Source organism: Mycoplana rhizolycopersici, from assembly GCF_013378445.1.
In the GTDB taxonomy this organism is placed as follows: domain Bacteria; phylum Pseudomonadota; class Alphaproteobacteria; order Rhizobiales; family Rhizobiaceae; genus Mycoplana; species Mycoplana rhizolycopersici.
In genome coordinates, this window is the sequence record NZ_JABXYK010000004.1 from 189,789 (window position 1) to 207,710 (window position 17,922).

Sequence of the window (17,922 nt, forward strand, 5' to 3'; positions counted from 1 at the left end):
CCGGATAGGGAAACCTGTCCTGGCTTCAGGCCGGGACAGGTCGTTGGCGGGACATGCCCGGGACGGGCGGGGCCCATCTTATGCGGCCTGAATGCGGCTCTCGTGGGTCAGGACCATGTGCCTGACCGATTCGAACACCAACCCGCCGATGTCGGGACGCGAAAGGGCGAGGGCGACATTCGCCTCGATGAAGCCCTGTTTCGAACCGCAATCGAAGGTCTGCCCTTCATAGGGATGGGCGTGGAAGCGCTGGTCTTTCGACAGATGCAGCATGCTGTCGGTCAGCTGGATCTCGTTGCCGGCGCCGCGCTCCTGGCGGGCGAGCAGGGCGAAGATCTCTGGCTGCAGGATGTAGCGCCCGTTCAGGAAATAGTTGGAGGGCGCCTCGCCGGTACGCGGCTTTTCCACCATCGCCGTCACCTCGAATCCATGCGGAACCGCATCGCCCTTGCCGACGATCCCATATTTGTAGGCCTCCTCGGGCGGGCACTGCTCGACGCCCACCACGTTGCCGCCGGCGAAATTGTAGAGATCCATCAGGCCGGCCATGCAGCCGCGGGGGCCATGGCAGATCATGTCCGGCAGAAGCAGGGCGAACGGCTCGTCGCCGATCAGGTCGCGCGCGCACCACACCGCATGGCCGAGGCCGAGCGGGGCCTGCTGGCGGGTGAAGCTGACGGTGCCGGCTGGCGGCAGCATCGCCTCGAGTTCTGAAACCTGCGCCGTCTTGCCGGAGCGCGACAGCGAGGAGATCAGTTCCGGCGCATCGTCGAAGTGATCCTGGATCGCCTGCTTGTTGCGGCCGGTCACGAACACGATGTGCTCGATGCCTGCCTCGCGCGCTTCGTCCAGCGCGTACTGAACGACGGGTCGGTCGACCACCGTCAGCATCTCTTTCGGCATGGCCTTGGTTGCTGGAAGGAAGCGGGTGCCGTTTCCTGCGACAGGAATGACGGCTTTGCGCACGCGTCTGATTGAGTCCATGGCGCTATCCTTTGCTGGTATGGGGGCGTTTGCCCGGGGATCTGCTTGATTGCTTGATGGCGCGCGTCGGGCGTCCGATGAGCCGGCGCAGGCGTGCTTCGATCGGCATGCGCAGATGCCGCACGGCTGCCGGATCGCTGATCGCCGTTCGCAAGGCTCGCAGCAGAGAGCCGCGTTTCAGATGTTCGACGAGATCGAGGAAGGAGCGGGCTTCCCTGAGGCTGCGCGTGCGCACCCGTTGGGCGGCTTGGGCGGCCGAATTCAGCCGGTTGTCCATGAGGAAGCGCTGGTCGGAGACCAGCATTGCCTCGACATGGTCCTTTCTCAGGACGCGCGATATCGAGCCGTCGCGTACATTATATATATAGCCTGCGGTCGGTTCGACCACGCACCGGCCGCCGCGGGCGAGCGCGGACGCCAGCAGGATATAGTCCTCGCCGATCCGCAGCGTTTCGTCGAAACGAAGCGCATGTTCCTGCAGGAAGCCGCGCAGGAACACCGGCTTCATGTAGCCGTAGTTGTGTTCCGACCGGAAGAGCGCGTTGGAGGCGATGAAGGCCGGCAGCGTCAGCTGGCTCTGCCGCGCGAGGTCGGATTCCGAAAACATGCGCTGGCGCGATCCGTCCCTGGAAACCACGTCGAGATTGTCGACCACGATCTGGGCATCGGCCTTTTCTGCCCGTGCGATCATGCGGGCGAGCCGGTCGGGATCGACGGTGTCGTCGGAATCCAGAATCGCGATCCATCGCCCACGGGCAGCTTCAAGGCCCGCATTGCGCGCGCCGCCGGGCCCCCTGTTCCGCTCCAGCGCGATCAGCTTCAGCCGCGGATCGGCAAACTGCCCCACGACCTCCCGCGTATCGTCCGAAGAGGCATCGTCGACGACGACGATTTCGATCGAGACGTGGCGCTGTGCAAGCGCGCTTTCGATCGCATGTCTAATCGTCCCGGCCGAGTTGTAGGCGGCGATGACGAAGGTGACGTCGGGCGGTTCGATCATCGGCTGTGCACCTCGGTCATTCCGTATTGTTCGATCTCGCGCACGCCGGCGAGGCCGCTGATCACGCCCGCATGCAGAACGGCGCGGAGCCGAAAACTGTTGCTGCGCGGAGGCGAGAATGCCGTGATCGCACTTGCGGCCGCGCAGACGACGAACTTGGCGCCGGCAAGGCCGACCTGAGCGATCCGCCTTGCGCCTTGTGTGCGCCCGGCGATCAGTCGGCCATGGGTCTGCCCCATACGGTAGCGGCGTTTTGCGAGCCAGCCGAACGTGGCGCGGCCTGCCGTCACGGGTTCGAATACCCATGCCTCTGCCGCGAAATCGATACGGGCGCCGGCCTGCGTTGCGAGCGTGAAGTATTCCGTGTCCTCGCCGCCGGTCTTTCCGAGAGAAAGGCTGAAGCGTCGTCCCGCAAGCGCGGGAGAGGTGAGCCGCATTAGGACGTTGCAGGTATAGCCCGTTCGGATTTCGCCGCCGACCCACACGGGGCGCGTCGAGTGAATGTCGGCATGCTGCATCCATTGCGGTGCAGGCGTTGCGTAGGTTGCCTTGACCGGGCCGAGAACGACATCTGCGCCGGTTTCGTTCATGCGTTCCGTCAGGTGCACAAGCCATCCGGGCGAAGCGATCTCATCGTCGTCGATGAATGCCAAAAGCTCGCCGCGGCTGTGGTCCAGGCAGGCGTTGCGGGCGATCGAAATGTTTGCCGCGGGGCAATGCACGTAGTCGATGGCGAAGGGAAGCTCCGAACGGAGCGCGTCGACCAGGTCCGCAGCGCTCGACACGCCGTCGTTGTCGGCGACGATGATGCGGACGGAGCAGTTCTCCGGCACCTCGATTGCGGCAAGCGAACGCAACGTCTGCTCCAGCGCCGGGCGGCGGAAGGTGCAGACCGCGATGTCGATCAGGGTGAAGGGCAGCGTTTCCACGCGAGTGGCCGTCATGGCGTCACCCGTGCCTGGCCGAAGGTCGCGGCCGACCGCCGGCGCGGGGAGAGCAATTCGCGCCAGAAGCCGGCAGACCATGCAAAATGCATGATCATCGCGGAGACCGCCGCGAGCGGGCCGTAGGGATTGCGCTGTCCGACGGCCATCCACACGCCATAGCCCAGGCAGGCCGCAGCCCAGAAGACGAAGGGGATTGCGGCCGCCCAGTTGATCACGGCGAGAAGCGCCCCGGCTGCGACCGGTGCAACGCTCAGCGGGATCATCTGGCGCAGGCTCGGCCAGGATCGATGCTTGAGCAGGTTTCGAGCCCGCCCACGGCCATAGGCGAAATATTGACGGAACAGGGGACCCGCGCTGGAACGCGGGTAATAGACCATGTTGGTCCTGTCCGTCATCCAGATGCGATAGCCGGCGGCATTGAGCCGGAAGTCGAGTTCGGCATCCTCGTTGTGGCTGAAGTCCTCGTCGTAGCCGCCGACCGCGCGGAAGGCTGCGATACGCATCAGCGCATGGTGGCCATGGTCCGCCCAGTGGCTCTTGGAGCCGACGCGGTGGCGAGCGCCGCCATTGCCGAGCTTGGAATTCTGCGCGTAGGCCGTCGCCTTCTGGAACGCGCCGGTACCGACGGTCTCCATCGCGACGACCACGGAGTCCGCACCGGTCGCCGTCGCCTCGGCCACGAGCGTCTCGCAATAGTCTTCCGGATAGTCGCCATGGGCGTCGATCCGGATGAGGTAGTCGTACTGGTCGCCGAAGGCGGCGACCGCAAGGTTGATCCCGGCGCTCTGGATCCGCTTCGGATTGTCCAGCAACGCGATGTCGTCGCGCAACGCCGCGATGTTGTGGACGATCTCGCGGGTGCCGTCCGTGCTGCCGCCGTCAACGACAACGAGGACTGCATTCAACGTTTCGATGGCGCGGTCGAGCCGGCTGATCAAAGGGCCGATGTGGCGGACTTCGTTCAGGCAGGGGATGACGATCAGGCAGCGTACGGACGTCAGCGTTTCACCTGTCATTCAGTTCCATCTCCATGGTTGCGGCCGCCACCTGCGCGGTATTGCGGGAGGCTGGTTCAGGGGCGTTGGCTATCGCCGAAAGGTGGTTGACGAGCTCGAGGCAATCATTGCGCCGGAAGGTCCATTGCTTCGCGCCCTGGTCGGCGATGCGGGTCGCCGCGTCGACATAGCTTTTGTGGTCGATGCCGGAGAACAGCTCGACAAGCGCGTCGACGGAGGCCTGCTGCAGCACGAAACCGATGTCCCTGCCGCCGATGAAGCGGGCGGTTTCGGTCCCGGCGATCGCGATCGGGACGGCGCCGTAGCGGCAGCCTTCGTACATCCGGTTCGGCAGGAGCCAGGCGGAGTTCTGCCCTTCCTCGAAAAAGTCGATTGCCCAGCAAAACTGGACCTCGCCGTAGATTTCCGAAAGGTCCTCCGGATTGCGGTAGGCACCGCGAAAGCTCATGAACGGTTCGCCCCGCATGAAGCTGTCGAAATCCTTTAGTTCCGTATAGGCCGGGCGGCCGCGGACGACGATCTCCACCTTGCCTTCCATCGCCCGCGAGAACCGGGACAGAAGATCAAGCGACTTGCGGCACCGTAGCGCGCCGAACCAGCCGATCTTCCACGGTTCGCTTTCCGTCGGCGGGCGAGGCGCGGGAACGACAGGATTTTCGTCTTCCAGTTCGAGAACCTTGTTTTCCAGAAGCATTACGGGTGCCTGCAGACCGGAGAGCGGCTGGAAGTAGTTTTCGACATAGGCCGGAGAGCTCGTGATCAGCAGGCTCACTTCGCTTCCCAGGCGGCGCTCGGCCGCGCGCAGCGCCCGGCCGCCGAAATCGTTTCGAAGAAGCAGGCGGTGGATGTCGAGGCATTCATAGACGATCGGGATATCGTCGCCGAAGAGAGCCACCGCGCGCCGGGCGACCGCGAGCATTTCAAGGTTGCGGGCGATGATGAGGTCGGGCCGCACGACGCCGTGCAATGTCGTGCCGAGGTTCATGCAGGCGCGTGCAACGGCGCCGGCGCGCTGCAGGAAGCGTGCATCTTCCGTCGTTCCCAGTTCTATCGCCGTGACCCCGTTAATGGCCGCGGCCGTCTGTTCGCCACGACGGAAACCAGCCAGCGTCACCGCTGCATTGCCGGTCTGCAACGCCAGGACCCGGCGTCGAATGGCCGGGTCCGAGAGGTCGTGGGCGAGATAGAGAATACGCAGCATTCAGATTTCCCGTTCTCCTGCCCGGATTCGCGGGCGCTTTTCGATAGGCGGAAGTTCATATGCAGGTCGGGCCGCTTGCCCGGCCATCTTCAGTTCAGAAGGCAGACCACGGAATCGGCGAACTGGCAGGCGTCGCCCTCGGCGGTGAATGCAATGCGGTCGATCTGCATTGAGGTCGGGGCCTTGTAGGCAAAGGTGCCCATCCAGTCGCTTAGCGTGTCGGTCCCCCAGAGGCTTGCGAAGATCTTCTGGGCGTTGCTCGGCAGCTTTGCGGTGTCCGTGACCTCGTGGACAAGCTTGCCGTTGACGTAGTAGCGAAGCCGGTCCTTCTCCCAGATGAAGGCGTAGTCGTTGAAGCCCTTGTTGGCGCCGCCGGGGACGTCCCCCAGCTTCTCGTTGCCCCCCTTGGCCGCCACATACTGGTTCAACTGCACCTTCGCGGGGTTCTTCCCGAGGACTTCGAAGTCGATCTCGTCATGCGGCTTCTTGTCGGTCGGGCCGATGAAAGTGAAAAACGCGGAGTTCAGGCCGGTCCCGTCAGCGGTCTTCATTCGGACCTCGTAGGCGCCGTATCCGAAACGCTTGCGGGTCTGCACCTCGCCGCAGGCATACTCACGTTCGCCGAGCGCCTTCTTCTCGAAAGTAAGGTTCAGGATGCCTTCCGAAACGCTGACCTGGTCTTTCGACCATGTGCAGTTCTGGTGCCCGCCATTGTTCCAGCCGTCGGAGACGTACCAGAAGCTGGTGTCGAGCTTGTCGAAGTTGTCGACGAAGGAGGTGCCCGTGGCACCTTCCTGGGCAAGGGCCTGGACGGAGAGCGCGGTCGCGAAAGCGGCGGCGAACGCTGCAACAAGGGGTCGTTTGGTCATGGTCGGTCGCATCCTTTCACCGTTTAATGGTCGAGTAGCGGACGTCATGCTGGGGACTGGCGCCCGTGGCGGAAGTCGTGCGCGGAAGGCCTTTGCGGCCTGCGCGACTGCCGGTCAGGAGCGCGTGAAGGGTTGGAAACGAGCGCTGGGCGATGGCGTGGGAGATGACCAGGATCGCGATCGTCAGCAGGGGCGCCGTGAAATAGAACACGGCGAAATGATCGATGCCGGCCCGGTTCCACACAATCCAGAACCCCACCAGAAGCGGATAGTGGGCGCAGAAGATCCAGAAGCTCAGGCCGCCGCCCTTTGACAGCCCCGCCCCCAGCCGTGTGCGCAGCAGAAGCTCGGAAAGCGCCCATGCGCCGACAATGCCCGAGAGTGCCGTGAGGGCGCGCAGCATGTCCAGCCAGACCGGGAATTCCGGGCCGATCGCGTAGAGCGCGATCGAGAGCAAAAGGGCGGCTGCCAACACCGCTGCGACGATCCGGCCAGCATTGCGATCGATCGCGCTTGCGTCGACGCGGTGCAGTGCGACGGCGATACCCGTGCTGAAACCGAAAAGGATTGATTTCTTCAAGAAGATCCCGTTCGGAACCGGCAGAACGGCATAGGCGAGAAAGGCGAGCAGCGTTACACGCGGATAGCGCATCACCAGCACCGCAAGCACTGGCGAAAGGATCAGGCACAGCAGCAGGTCGCGCAGGAAATAGAGCGGCAGGTTGATCGGCCAGCCTTCCAGCGCAAAGGCAAGCGTGACGGCTTCGCGCGGCGTCGCATTCACGACGTCGGGCAGATAGCCGAAGCCGATTTTGTTCTGCTGCGCCAGGAAGACGAAGGCGAGGAACGAGAGGTTCCACAGCAGGAAGGGCACGAGAACGGTCGCCGCCTTCGTGCGCAGCGTTTTCCCGTAGCTGAAACCGTCGAGGCCGCGGCGAAACAGCAGATAGCCCGAAATGGCGCTGAGACATGGCACGCCGACCCGGAAGAGGCTGTCGCCGAGAAACACCCGCAGCCAGTCGATCAGGCCATTTTCACCCAGGAACGGGCTGTTGGCCGGATCGTAGGGCACATGTACGAACACGATCCCCGAAATGAGGACGATACGCATCAGATTGATCCGCGAAGAAACGCCCGCGTTCATTTCCACGATGTCAGCTACCCCTTGCATTGGTGCCGTTTCCGGCAGCCGTTTGGACAGAGCAGACTTGAGCCCGCATCGAAAATGGTAGGGCGGTTCGGGCTGAAAAATATGGCAGTGCAGCAAAAATCTGCGCGGCGGCAGGTTGCACTGCACAATGGCGGGTGCGGGTGTGCGGGCCGTCCGGTTGCGATCACAAGGCTGTGAACGGGAAAAAGCGTCGCCGGTCTCGTAAATTGCAGAAACTGCTCATAAACTCAGATACATACACGCTTCAAGTGTATCGCGAGGCGAGAATTTCTCTGAATTTCTGTTTCGAAACGCCGCATCCAAGCACAATTATGGGCTCAAGGTTGCTCAATTGAGGCGAAAATGAGGCGCCACTCCACTCCGCCGACTTATTCGGCGGGGCTGGCTTCCGGTGCAGTGGACCGCCTCATGGCAAGGTCCTTGAGCTTGCGCAGGAGAGGGCGCTCCGTCGCCAGCATAAGCGCTCCGTAGATCAATCCGCCGATTGCCGTGCCGATCACGACCTGCAGGGCGGCGTGGGGCACGAGATCGCCGTAGCGTTCCAGCAGGAGGCGGACCGCGCCGGCCATGATGGCGGCGGTGAACATCGGGCGGCAGCAGACGAGGAAGCCGCGGACGAACGGCGTCCCGTCCGCCCGGAACACGACCAGCGAATAGCCGACAAGCACGACGACGTTGACCGCGCAAAGCCAGATCATCGCTTCCACCAGCGAGCCGTTGTAGGCGCCGAAGGCGACGGCGGCTGTCGTGATGACCGCACGCAGGATCGCCCACCAGAACAGCGTGCCGCCGTGGCCCACGCCCTTCAGGTAGGGGATGAAGGTGCTGCAGGGTGTGAGGACGCCCTTCGACAGGGCGAGAAGGCCCAGCACCGGCCAGGCATAGGCCCATTGCTGGCCGAACAGCATCAGCATGGCCGGTTCGGCAAGCGCCCACAGGCCGAACATCATCGGTGCCAGGAGGACGGTGGTGACCTGTGTGCTGAGCATCAGCGCATTGGAGCGTCGGGCGCTGTCCTGCATCATGCTGCTGAAGGCGGGAAAGAGCACGCCCATCACGGCGGAAAGGACCACCTGGTTCGGAATGCTGGAAAAGCGGTTGGCCGCGGAGTAGGCGCCGGCATCGGCCAGGCCGAGGAAGCGCGAGATGATCACCATCGGCGACTGGAAGCTGACGAAGTTGGCGATCTCGGAGCCCATCATGCTGAGGCTGAACCGCGTCAGCCCGAGGACGCGGCCGACAGACATCTGCAGCCGCGGCACATAGCGCGACACCGCAAAGAGACCGACAAGGCGGATGATCGCTGACAGGAACAGCTGTGCGATCAGGGACCAGATCCCGAATCCGGCCAACGCCAGGACAACGGCGGCCAGCGCGCCGGCCGATTCGGAAACCATGTTCCAGAACGCATCCTTGCCGAACTGCATGCGCCGTGCGAGCAAGGCATAGGCGACGTCGCCGCCGAGCTGCAATGGAATGAGCAGGCTCATCAATTGCACGAGGTAGGCTGCCTCCGAGGCGCCGAGCAGGGTCGCGATTGGTTCCGCCCAGACGAAGATGCCGACGGCCATGAGGCAGGAAATGGCGAGATTCGCCCAGAAAACGGAGTGGATCGTGCGCAGGTCCTCGTCGCGCTGGATGATCAGCGCGGATGCCAGACCGGCGCCGCCGATCATGGCCAGGAACTGCACGACGGTCAGCGCGACCGCTACCGCACCGAATTCTTCAGGGGTAAGGATTCTTGCCAGAATCGGAACCGTGACAAATTTCAGCCCGAATGTGCTTGTCTTGGATAGGACGCTCCAACCGACGTTTCGCGTGACAGATTTCGCGTTGATGACTGTGGGCATGGCAGCGTCCCGAGGATTGGAGGAGAGGGAAGTCGCTTATTTTTCAAGTCTTTATTGAATGAATCGGCCTTTGGGAGGAAGCCGGCACACCTCTTTCTAGAGAAACCGAAAGGGCGAAATGATGGCGAAACTGACGGTCGCAATCCCTTACTACCAGAAGGCAGCAGGCATCTTGAGGCGCGCGCTCGCCTCCGTTTTCGAGCAGAGTTTCACGGATTTCGATATCATTGTTGTGGATGACCAGTCACCTTTTTCCATCGACGAGGAACTGGCGCCGCTGCCCGCAGAGCAGCGCACCCGCATCACGGTGATCCGGCAGAAGAATGCCGGACCGGGCGGGGCCCGCAATACCGCGCTGGACAACGTGCCGGCGGAAACCGAATTCGTCGCCTTCCTCGATTCCGACGATGTGTGGACCCCGGACCACCTCAAGAACGCCTATGAAGGCATGACGGGATTCGGGGCCGACTGCTACTGGGCCTCGATCACCGGCGGCGACGCGTTCTACTACCATTTCGGCGTCTCCGATCTCGAAAAGACCGAGCGCGTCGAGCGGCTGCGGGAAACACCGCTTACCGTGGAACTGCCGGAACTCTCCAGTGTGATGTTGAAGAACTGGAGCTTTCTGCACCTGTCCTGCATGGTCATCGGCCGCAAGCTTTTCGAGACGGTTCGCTTCGACGCGCGGTTGCGGTTGGCGGCCGAAGACGTGCTGTTCTTCTGCGATTGCGTCAAGGCGGCCGATCGCGTGATCCTGTGCGATGCGCCCGGTGCGGTGCGCGGCGAGGGGATCAACATCTTCCACGGCATCGACAACGATTCTCCGCAGTTCCTCAAGCAGCAGTTCAACACATGGATCGCTCTGGACATGCTCGAGGGGCGCTTCGCGCGCCGGTCGAGCGAGGCTGCGTCCATCCGCTCCTACAAGAGCACGGCGCGGCGGCAGGCCTTGTGGGGCCAGGCGAAACGGGTGCGCAGCCGCAAGCTGCCGCAACTCGACCTCCTCGCAAAATGGGTCTGGCGCGATCCGGTGCTGCTGCGCAGCGTATTCGAGCTTGCCGCCGGCAAGATCGCCCGCTGAGACTCCCGCATCCGTTCCGCTTTGGAAACAAACTTCTCAGGAGATCTGAATGAAGCCCTATTACTGGGAATCGCATCACGGCAACTTTGGTGACGACCTCAATCTCTGGCTTTGGGATTTCCTGCTGCCTGGCTTTCGCGACGTCCATCCTGACGTTCTGCTTGTCGGCGTAGGCACCGTCCTGAACAAGGCTCTGCTGCCGGACGAGGGGCGCAAGCTCGTGATCGGCAGCGGTTTCGGCTATGGCAGCCTGCCGGACATGAGCGACACCAGCCTTTGGGACATCCGCGCCGTGCGCGGGCCGCTGACGGCGAAGAAGGTCGGGGTGGACGAGGCGCTCGGCATCGTGGACCCGGCGGTGATGGTGGCGGAGATGCCGGAATTCCGCCACCTGCCCAAGGCCCACAAGAAGAGCTTCGTTCCCCACTGGGAATCGGCCATTGCCGGCCTCTGGCCGGAGGTCTGCGCGACGGTCGGGATCAACTACATCGATCCGCGCGGCGATGCGAAGGAGGTGATCGCCGAGATCGCACGCTCCGAAATGATCGTCGCGGAATCCATGCATGGCGCGATCCTGGCCGATGCGTTTCGGGTGCCGTGGGTGGCGGTCTCCACCTCGCGCAACATCAACAGCTTCAAGTGGAACGACTGGGCCAATACGCTTGGCGTCTCCTATCGACCGCGACATGTCCCGGTGTCGAGCCGGGCCGAGGCTATCCTGAAGGGTACGCGTTTCTGGGGTGTGGAGTTCGAAAACCCGCAAGCTGTCGCAGCCCAGCCAGACACCTCGCCCGCGCCGGACGGCGAGGTGATGGTGCGCGAGCGCGAGCCGCGCAAGGCGGGACTGCGTGGAGCCGCAAAGCAGATGCTGGCCGTCCCATCCGCGCTGGCGCTCTGGCAGGCCGGTCGCGCCGAGCCGCAACTAAGCGCTGACGCCGCTCTTGCCTCCCGCAAGACCCGGTTCCGCGAGGCCCTGGACGGCGTTCACCGGGACTATTTCTAAAGCTGTCGCGCAAAAGTGCGCAGCGGTCTTCGACAACGACATGCGCAAAAAACAAAGACCTGAAGGGCGTCGCGTGGATACTATTTCATGCGACGCCCGTAAGGCGGCTTGCTGATGCCGACGGGATTGTTACGGACGCCGGATGCTTCCGGCAGTCCGTCAGTTCGAGTGCATGGCCTCCTACGGCTGCCCGCCGCGCAGCTATCTTCTCATGCAGAGGCGTTCGGTGACGACAGCAGGTAACGGATCGTGCCGGTGCCCCCGAGTGCCGCCGGCTCCTCCGCCTGCCGACGGAAGCGCGCGGTCTTGTCGAAGAATATGCCGCCCGCGATCGCGGGCACGGCGGCTGGATGGGTTGCGGCATAGAAGAACGCGTGGCCGATGCCTTGTTCCCTCTTCAGGTCGAGGAAATGGCGCAATTCGTAGCGTGCGCGGATGTGGCGTTCGTGCCGACCTATCAACGCCCGCTGGGTCGGCGACAGGCCCGGTTGGGCCAGGATCGCGCGATCGGCCTCATAGAGGCGCTTGAGATCCTCCGTGCGGTGGCTGCCGCTCAGCGAATTGCCGCGCACCACGGCCCCGTAGCCGCAGCTGTGGATGATCTTGTAGCGCGCGCCGCATGCAAGCGCGCGCGCATAGAGGTCATAGTCCTCGCCGAGGCGCAGTCCCTCCTTGTAGCGCAGCGCAAACCGGTCCAGGAATTCCCGGCGGATCAAAGGCTTGAGGAAGCCGATCTCGCCGCGCCGGACGCCGCGACGTGAGATATTGCCTTCCACGAAACCCTCCAGGTCAAGCAGCCGCGGCTGCGGCGCGATCTCGCTGATTTCCATGTGAGCACGTGCCGCGCGTGCCTCGTCGACGAAGGCGATGTTGTCGGCGATGAAATCCCAGTCGCGCTCCGCAAGCAGCCGCTCAAAGCGGCTGGGAAGCAGGAAGTCGTCGGCGTCCAGCACGCCGAGCAGCGGTGAGCGGGAGACGCCTATGGCATGGTTTCGCGCAGCAGCCGGCCCCCGGTTCATGTCGAAGCGGTGCACGCTCAGGCGGGCGCTTCCGTCATCGGCGGCCCTGGCAGCTTCGCCGGTGGCGTCTGAGGAGCCGTCATCGACCACCACCACCTCGTTGGTCTCTGGCTGCTCCAGCGCCGAGGCGACGGCGCGCCCGATGGTCTGGGCGGCATTCTTCGCAGCGATGATGACGCACACTTCCCTGTTCATCGTCCAGTCGGCCTCCATTGCAGATCAAGCGCAGGGCGCTCGCTTCTATGGTGCAACGCAACATGGCGAGAAGATGAAGGCGAGGCGATTTGGGTGTGTTGGCAACAGCGCTGGCCGGTGCGGCCAGGGGAGGCGTTCAGAAGTTGGGATGTCCGGGCTTGTTCAGCGAGGACACGGAAAGACCGGCACCGCTGCTGGGCTCTGCTGTTGCGCTGGCGCGGATGGCTTCATCCGTCTTTCGGCGCCGTTCGCGAGCTTCCTTCCACACCAGAAAGAGCACTCCGGCAAAGTAGCCCACTTGCAAAAGAACGGCGCAGATCAGCGTCTGGACCAGGGTCGCGGACAGCGAGCCGCTCAGCGCATAAGTCGCAATGGCGAAGACCAGCAGAGCGCCGATCATGCTGAAGAAGACGCGCGGACCATACATCGGCGCTAACTCGCAGTCCTGAAAGGGGATGAAAACGACATCGGTATGCGCACTCCTCCCGGCATCCGGCTCCTTGCCGTGACGAGAGTATATTCGTCGGATGCCGTCGGTTCAATTGTCAGCCTTGCGGCAGATACAGCCCGCGGCAAATTGCTGCAATTCAAGAGGTTGTGAGCGGCACAGGTGCAGCGTGCCGCGCGAAGTCTCGAATCGTGATCCGCCACGTTTTTGCCCCAATTCGGCCGCGTTACAGCGAATGCGGGAACAGCAATTTGACCTGCGCAGCTATTGGTAAGCACGACTGACCTATTCCGATCAACTTTTGTTACAGGGATTTCCCGCCGAGAGATGTCGATTGTGTGCAATGCAAAATAATGTTGCGACGCAGAATGTCATATTGAGACAAATCATTTTCGTCGCGTTCTCCGGTCATAAACGTCATTCTGATCGAGATCTGAATATATCTCATTTATTTCCGGGGCCGTCGCGGCTTAATAAAACGTAAATAGCCGTATTTTCCGAGAAAGAACGGCAGAAACTGGCCTGTGTATATTTAGAATTACACTGTATCGCTCAAAGGGATTGTCAAATTTATATATTATAAGGTCCTTAAGTAGCGTCGATCTGTGCCGCGATAAAAATATTTCTCTTCCAAGACCAAAATCTGACCATACCATTCGCTTTGGATGTCACTCGTCCAAGCAGACGAGACCTATCGCCAAAACGGAACGGAGCCCACTCTATGAAGTCCGCGACACGATCGGCCAGTTCGACGTTCATCAGCGTAGCCAAGACGGGCGCGCCCCCACTCGGAGGAACCTCCAAACGCGGTTTCGATGTTGCCACGGCGTTCGTGGCCCTGTTGTTCCTGAGCCCCATTTTCCTGCTGATCGCCGCGCTGGTGAAGCTGTCCGACGGCGGCAGCGTTTTTTACGGCCATCGCCGGGTCGGCCACAACGGCCGCGCTTTCCATTGCCTGAAATTCCGTACCATGCGCCCCGATGGCGACCGTGTTCTCCAGGCCTACCTGCAATCCAATCCCGAGGCCTATGAGGAATGGCGGGCGACCCGCAAGCTCAAGTTCGATCCGCGCGTGACCACGGTCGGTGCCGTGTTGCGCAAGCTCAGCCTCGATGAGCTGCCTCAACTGGTGAATATCCTGCGCGGCGAGATGAGCATTGTCGGCCCGCGGCCGGTGGTGGAAGACGAACTCGAGCTCTACGAGGCAGCGGCCGGCTACTATCTCCAGACCCGCCCCGGGCTGACCGGCCTCTGGCAGGTCAGCGGTCGCAACGACGTCTCCTATTCCACCCGTATCGCCTTCGATACCGAATATGTCCGGACCTGGTCTCTTGCCAATGACGTGATCATCGTCGCGCGGACGATCCCGGCGGTCTGCCTGTCGCGGGGCAGCTACTGATCGCGTCCAGCCATCACCCGGTCCAGGATTTTGCGCTTCGTCTTCGGCCGTAGCGCAGCCATTCAGAAGAAACGGATGCTCAGCATGAGATCTGCAACGACGGCCGACCGGCCGAATCGTATTCGCGACGCTGCAAGGCGTCTCGCCATCGCCAGCCTGCCGGTAGCCCTGCTTTTGCAGGCTGCGCCGGCATTGGCGGACGAATACCGCCTCGACGTTCTCGACAAGCTGCGGGTTCGCGTGGTCGAGTGGCAGACGGCGGAAGGTGCGGTGCGCGACTGGTCCGCGGTCAGCGGCGACTACGCCGTCGGCGCGTCGGGCACCATCTCCCTGCCGCTGGTCGGTGAACTGCCGGTTTCGGGAAAGACCACCGAGGAGGTGGCGGCCGAGATCGGCGAGCGCATGCAGAAGCTGTTCGCCCTGCGCGATCTGCCTTCCGCATCCGTGGAGCTTGCACAGTATCGTCCCATCTACGTTGCGGGCGAAGTGCAGACGCCGGGCGAGTATCCCTTCGCCCCCAATATGACGGTGCTCAAGGCCATCAGCCTGGGCGGCGGCCTGCGCCGCGGCGACGCTGGCCAGCGTTTCGCCCGCGACTTCATCCGTGCCGACGGCGACACGGCCGTCCTCGTTGCCGAGCGCAACCGGCTGCTGACGCGTCGTGCCAGGCTTCAGGCGGAGATCGCCGAAAGCGACAGCATCAAGGTGCCCGAGGAATTGAAGGACGTGCCGGAAACGGCAAGCCTGATCGAGAGCGAGACGGCCCTGATGCAATCGCGCGACCGGCGGCAGAAGGTGCAACTGACGGCGCTGGCAGATCTGAAGACGCTGTTACAAAACGAGATCGGCGCCCTGGAGCAGAAATCGCAGACGCAGAACCGCCAGCTCGACCTCGTCGAGCAGGACCTGAAGAAGGTCGACAGCCTTGCCGAGAAGGGGCTGACGATCAGTTCGCGCAAGCTGGCTCTGGAGCAGCGCGTTGCGGATCTGCAGGCCGCGCTCCTCGATATCGATACCGCTTCCCTCAAGGCGAAGCAGGATGCCACGAAGGCAAGCCAGGACGAGACGAACCTCGTCAATGACTGGGACGCATCGCTGGCGCAGGAACTGCAGAACACCGAGAGCGAACTTGAAGCCGTCACGCTCAAGCTCGCTACCAGCCGCAAGCTGATGTCGGAGGCTTTGCTGCAGTCGGCCGACGCCGCGGTCACCAAGCAGAACCCGTCCGATGCGGATATCTCCTTCGTCATCGTCCGGCAGAAGGACGGCAAGGCCGCTGAGATTGCTGCGACGGAAACGACGCAGGTTCTTCCCGGCGACGTGATCAAGGTGCGCTACAACGTGGCGATGCGATGAGTGGCCGATGCGGATCGCCAAGGCAAACCTCGTAACGCCGGGCGAAAACCAGCTCTTCGGCATCGGCGCCGTGGCGCTGTCGCTGCTCGTCTTCGCCTATTCCGCGCGGTTCGGGCAGGTCTCGATCCTCGCCTATTATGGGCTCTGGCTGCCTCTGGTTCTGGTCGATTATCGCAGGGTTCTGGGCAACTACACCCGCTATCTCTGGATATTCGGCTTCACCATCTTTGCCTGCCTGTCGATGTTCTGGTCGGCGGCGCCTAGCCAGACCGCGCGCACGGGCATCCAGTATTTCACGCATGTGGTCTGTGCCCTGATCGCAATGCGGGTGCTGGATATCCGCACGCTTGCGCGCGGCGCTACAGCCGGTGTTGCCCTCGTGCTCGCCTATTCCTTTGCCTTCGGGGTCTATCACGCCGATCCACTTGACGGCACCGTCAGCTTCGTCGGCGCCTTCGCTTCGAAGAACCAACTGGGCTTCTACGCCTCGCTCGGGGTCTACTTCGCCGTCGCGACGATCCTGATCCTGCGGGAGAAGGGCTTCTGGCGTCTTTGCGCGGCTGGCGTATTCCTGCTGTCGGCCTATGCGCTCGCGGCCTCGCAATCGGCGACTTCGGTCCTGACGACCGGAGCCGCGGTCGCCTGCCTTCTCAGTCTGCGCGTGCTCCTCTGGCTTTCTCCGGACAACCGCAGATCGCTGTTCATCGCCGCCGTGATTTTCCTCGTCATCGGTGGCGCTGCCTTCGTGTCGGCAGGAGGCTACGAGATGGTGCTGGCTGCATTCGGCAAGGACGCAACGCTGACCGGGCGCACCTATCTCTGGCAACAGGGCATGGCGGCTGCCGCAGACAATCCCTGGCTCGGCGTCGGCTATCAGGCCTATTGGGTGCAGGGATTCTCCGAGGCGGAACGGCTTTGGGAAGAGTTCTACATCGGCAGCCGCGCCGGCTTTCATTTCCACAACACGCCGATCGAGGCGATGGTGGAAACGGGCGGCATCGGGTTTGCGCTGCTTTTCATGGTGCTGATCGTCACGGTCGCCGGCCATCTCCGCCGGTTTCTGGCCGGAAACGGTAGTGCCGATGCCGCGCTGCTGCTCGGGATCGGCATCCTGCTTGCCATGCGGTCCTTCTTCGAGATCGATATCATGAACCCCTATCACATCGGCTCGTTCCTGCTTTATTTCGCAGCCGGCAGGCTGACCGTACGCACACAAGAGAAGCGGCCCGTCCTTGCATCCATGCCGGTCGTGCGTCGGTTGCCGGTGACATCGCTGGCGAAGGTGGGGTGGCGATGAAGACGCTCTACGGCATTCAGTATCTGCGGGCGTTGGCGGCCATCGCCGTGGTCGTCTTCCATGCCGCCGAGAAGACCGGCGGCAGCTTCGCGATCGGTGCGGCCGGCGTCGACGTCTTCTTCGTCATCAGCGGCTTTATCATGTGGGTGATCACGGCGCGGCGGCCGGTGACGCCGGCGCGTTTTCTGGCTGACCGGGCCGTGCGGATCGTGCCGATCTACTGGCTGGCGACGTTGGTGATGGTCGCCGGCGGCCTCGTCGGGCTGTTTCCGAACCTGAAGCTGACGATCGCCCACGTGATGGCGTCGCTGTTCTTCATTCCGATGCGCTCGCCAAGTTCGGGCGAAATCTGGCCGGTCCTCGTGCAGGGATGGACGCTGAACTACGAGATGTTCTTCTACGCGGTCTTCGCACTCGCGCTACTTCTGCCGCGGCGGCGCCAGCTGCCGGCGGTGGCGATCACGATGGGGGGGCTGACGCTGGCGGGCGCCTTGATACCCGCAGACAACGCGTTGGCTGCGACTTATATGCGGCCGATCATCCTTGAATTCGTGGCCGGCATGATGCTGGGCCAGCTCTGGCTGTCGGGGCGTGTTCCGGGAGCTGTGGTCGGCGGCGGGCTTCTGGCGGTCTCGCTCTCGGGCTTTGCGGCGATCGCGATCTTCAGGCTACCCTTCGACGAATGGACCTGCGGCCCGCTGGCGGCCATGCTCGTGCTCGGCACCGTCAGCCTGGAGAAGGGGGGACTGGTGCGCCAGATGGCCGTGCCCAGGCTTTTGGGCGATGCCTCCTATTCCATCTATCTCTGGCATACCTTTGCAATCTCGGTCGTGGCCAAGCTCGGCGAGCGGCTAGGGGTCTCACCGCTCACGACCTTGCTCATCGCCTCCATCGTTGGAGTTTCCGGCGGCATCGCGGCCTATCGACTGCTGGAGCAGCCTTTGCTGAACCTGCGCCGCCGGCCCTCTATCCCGTCCGCGACCCCGGCCGGCCCGGAGGCCCTGACGGGAGCGGGGCGCAGCATCTAGCCACACGTGGTCTCGAGGCGCCAGGTTTCTGATGCGGCCCTTACGCGGCCAGAGCGTT

The 17,922-nt window shown here is 63.0% G+C and carries 16 protein-coding genes; 6 read left to right on the top strand and 10 right to left on the bottom strand.

The window, feature by feature from the left end; genetic code table 11:
- Positions 1-78: 78 nt before the first annotated feature.
- The 8 genes from HV823_RS08210 to HV823_RS08245 all read right to left on the bottom strand — a co-directional run bounded on the left by HV823_RS08210 (position 79) and on the right by HV823_RS08245 (position 9,038).
- Positions 79-984 carry a UTP--glucose-1-phosphate uridylyltransferase gene (locus HV823_RS08210; protein ID WP_176949234.1) on the bottom strand — a complete coding sequence of 302 codons (906 nt, stop codon included), beginning with the start codon at positions 982-984 and terminating at the stop codon, positions 79-81.
- A 4-nt stretch (positions 985-988) separates the two neighbouring features.
- Complete coding sequence (locus tag HV823_RS08215; protein ID WP_176949235.1) at positions 989-1,984, bottom strand: glycosyltransferase family 2 protein; 996 nt, start codon at positions 1,982-1,984, stop codon at positions 989-991.
- On the bottom strand, positions 1,981-2,928 hold the full coding sequence (locus HV823_RS08220) for a glycosyltransferase family 2 protein (protein WP_281374054.1): 948 nt from the start codon (positions 2,926-2,928) through the stop codon (positions 1,981-1,983). The genes HV823_RS08215 and HV823_RS08220 overlap by 4 nt, the downstream gene beginning before the upstream one ends.
- Positions 2,925-3,947, bottom strand: a complete 1,023-nt coding sequence (locus HV823_RS08225; RefSeq protein WP_176949236.1) for a glycosyltransferase family 2 protein — start codon at positions 3,945-3,947, stop codon at positions 2,925-2,927. Before HV823_RS08225 ends, HV823_RS08220 begins: the two co-directional genes overlap by 4 nt.
- Entirely contained in the window at positions 3,937-5,148 is a 1,212-nt protein-coding gene (locus tag HV823_RS08230) for a glycosyltransferase family protein (RefSeq protein WP_246300974.1), read from the bottom strand. Before HV823_RS08230 ends, HV823_RS08225 begins: the two co-directional genes overlap by 11 nt.
- 89 nt (positions 5,149-5,237) lie before the next feature.
- Positions 5,238-6,017, bottom strand: coding sequence for an endo-1,3-1,4-beta-glycanase ExoK (exoK, locus tag HV823_RS08235; protein ID WP_176949237.1), 780 nt, complete (start codon positions 6,015-6,017; stop codon positions 5,238-5,240).
- Between the two features lie 16 nt (positions 6,018-6,033).
- A complete protein-coding gene (locus tag HV823_RS08240; protein ID WP_281374056.1) occupies positions 6,034-7,188 on the bottom strand; it encodes an acyltransferase family protein in 1,155 nt (384 codons plus the stop codon).
- A 368-nt stretch (positions 7,189-7,556) separates the two neighbouring features.
- On the bottom strand, positions 7,557-9,038 hold the full coding sequence (locus tag HV823_RS08245) for a lipopolysaccharide biosynthesis protein (protein ID WP_176949238.1): 1,482 nt from the start codon (positions 9,036-9,038) through the stop codon (positions 7,557-7,559).
- A 121-nt stretch (positions 9,039-9,159) separates the two neighbouring features.
- On the opposite strand from HV823_RS08245, the gene HV823_RS08250 reads away from it, so the two are divergent.
- Together HV823_RS08250 and HV823_RS08255 are read left to right on the top strand one after the other, a co-directional pair.
- Positions 9,160-10,119 carry a glycosyltransferase family 2 protein gene (locus HV823_RS08250; RefSeq protein WP_176949239.1) on the top strand — a complete coding sequence of 320 codons (960 nt, stop codon included), beginning with the start codon at positions 9,160-9,162 and terminating at the stop codon, positions 10,117-10,119.
- A gap of 49 nt (positions 10,120-10,168) precedes the next feature.
- Entirely contained in the window at positions 10,169-11,122 is a 954-nt protein-coding gene (locus tag HV823_RS08255; RefSeq protein ID WP_176949240.1) for a polysaccharide pyruvyl transferase family protein, read from the top strand.
- Between the two features lie 209 nt (positions 11,123-11,331).
- Here HV823_RS08255 and HV823_RS08260 read toward each other — a convergent pair whose 3' ends face one another.
- Both HV823_RS08260 and HV823_RS08265 read right to left on the bottom strand, forming a co-directional pair.
- The gene (locus HV823_RS08260) at positions 11,332-12,336 is read right to left on the bottom strand and encodes a glycosyltransferase family 2 protein (protein WP_176949241.1); all 1,005 of its coding nucleotides are present in this window, start codon (positions 12,334-12,336) and stop codon (positions 11,332-11,334) included.
- 136 nt (positions 12,337-12,472) lie between these two features.
- Complete coding sequence (locus HV823_RS08265) at positions 12,473-12,763, bottom strand: exopolysaccharide production repressor protein (protein WP_176949242.1); 291 nt, start codon at positions 12,761-12,763, stop codon at positions 12,473-12,475.
- 742 nt (positions 12,764-13,505) lie between these two features.
- Here HV823_RS08265 and HV823_RS08270 point away from each other — a divergent pair.
- The 4 genes from HV823_RS08270 (at position 13,506) to HV823_RS08285 (ending at position 17,864) form a co-directional block, all read left to right on the top strand.
- Complete coding sequence (locus HV823_RS08270) at positions 13,506-14,183, top strand: sugar transferase (protein ID WP_176949243.1); 678 nt, start codon at positions 13,506-13,508, stop codon at positions 14,181-14,183.
- Between the two features lie 84 nt (positions 14,184-14,267).
- Positions 14,268-15,539, top strand: a complete 1,272-nt coding sequence (locus tag HV823_RS08275; RefSeq protein ID WP_176949244.1) for a polysaccharide biosynthesis/export family protein — start codon at positions 14,268-14,270, stop codon at positions 15,537-15,539.
- A 7-nt stretch (positions 15,540-15,546) separates the two neighbouring features.
- Positions 15,547-16,836: an O-antigen ligase family protein gene (locus tag HV823_RS08280; RefSeq protein WP_176949245.1), complete on the top strand. Its 1,290-nt coding sequence runs from the start codon at positions 15,547-15,549 to the stop codon at positions 16,834-16,836.
- On the top strand, positions 16,833-17,864 hold the full coding sequence (locus HV823_RS08285) for an acyltransferase family protein (RefSeq protein WP_176949246.1): 1,032 nt from the start codon (positions 16,833-16,835) through the stop codon (positions 17,862-17,864). Before HV823_RS08280 ends, HV823_RS08285 begins: the two co-directional genes overlap by 4 nt.
- Positions 17,865-17,922 lie beyond the last annotated feature (58 nt).